Below are 437 nucleotides of genomic sequence, written 5' to 3'. Positions count from 1 at the left end.
ATGCTCATAATCGTTTCCTTGTCGCATCATTTGGCCTCACCCGCGAGGCCGTTTCTTATTGTTTTTCTCAGGCAATTTTGCGCAGAAAGCCACAAATAAGGTTGATGAAGTTCTGCTTAGAGAGCTCCGCAGCCGCCAGCGTTTGCGCATGTGACAATTTCACATCGCTTAAACCTTCCGCCATATTGGTAATCGCAGAGACCGCAACGACTTTAAGGTCGCAATGGCGAGCTGAAATAACCTCAGGCACCACAGACATACCAACAACATCCCCACCAATAATTTGCATCATGCGAATTTCCGCCGCAGTCTCGAAATTCGGCCCCGGATACGAGACGAACACGCCCTCCGTCAGAGGGAAACCCTCTTCTTTCGCCACTTTTTGTAACAGTGCGCGGTATTCCGCATCGTAGGCATTTGCCAGTGAGAAGAAGCGC

At 50.1% G+C, this 437-nt stretch carries 1 protein-coding gene; it reads right to left on the bottom strand.

What is annotated here, in order from left to right:
• Positions 1-67: 67 nt before the first annotated feature.
• On the bottom strand, positions 68-437 hold a 370-nt coding region (locus C5L12_RS27850; protein ID WP_483428738.1), incomplete at its 5' end, for a nucleoside phosphorylase-I family protein.

The sequence above is a fragment of the Neorhizobium huautlense genome (assembly GCF_002968575.1).
GTDB classification, from domain to species: Bacteria; Pseudomonadota; Alphaproteobacteria; order Rhizobiales; family Rhizobiaceae; genus Neorhizobium; species Neorhizobium huautlense.
The sequence above is the reverse complement of the archived record's forward strand: the minus strand, read 5'-3'. Positions and strand labels throughout refer to the sequence as shown.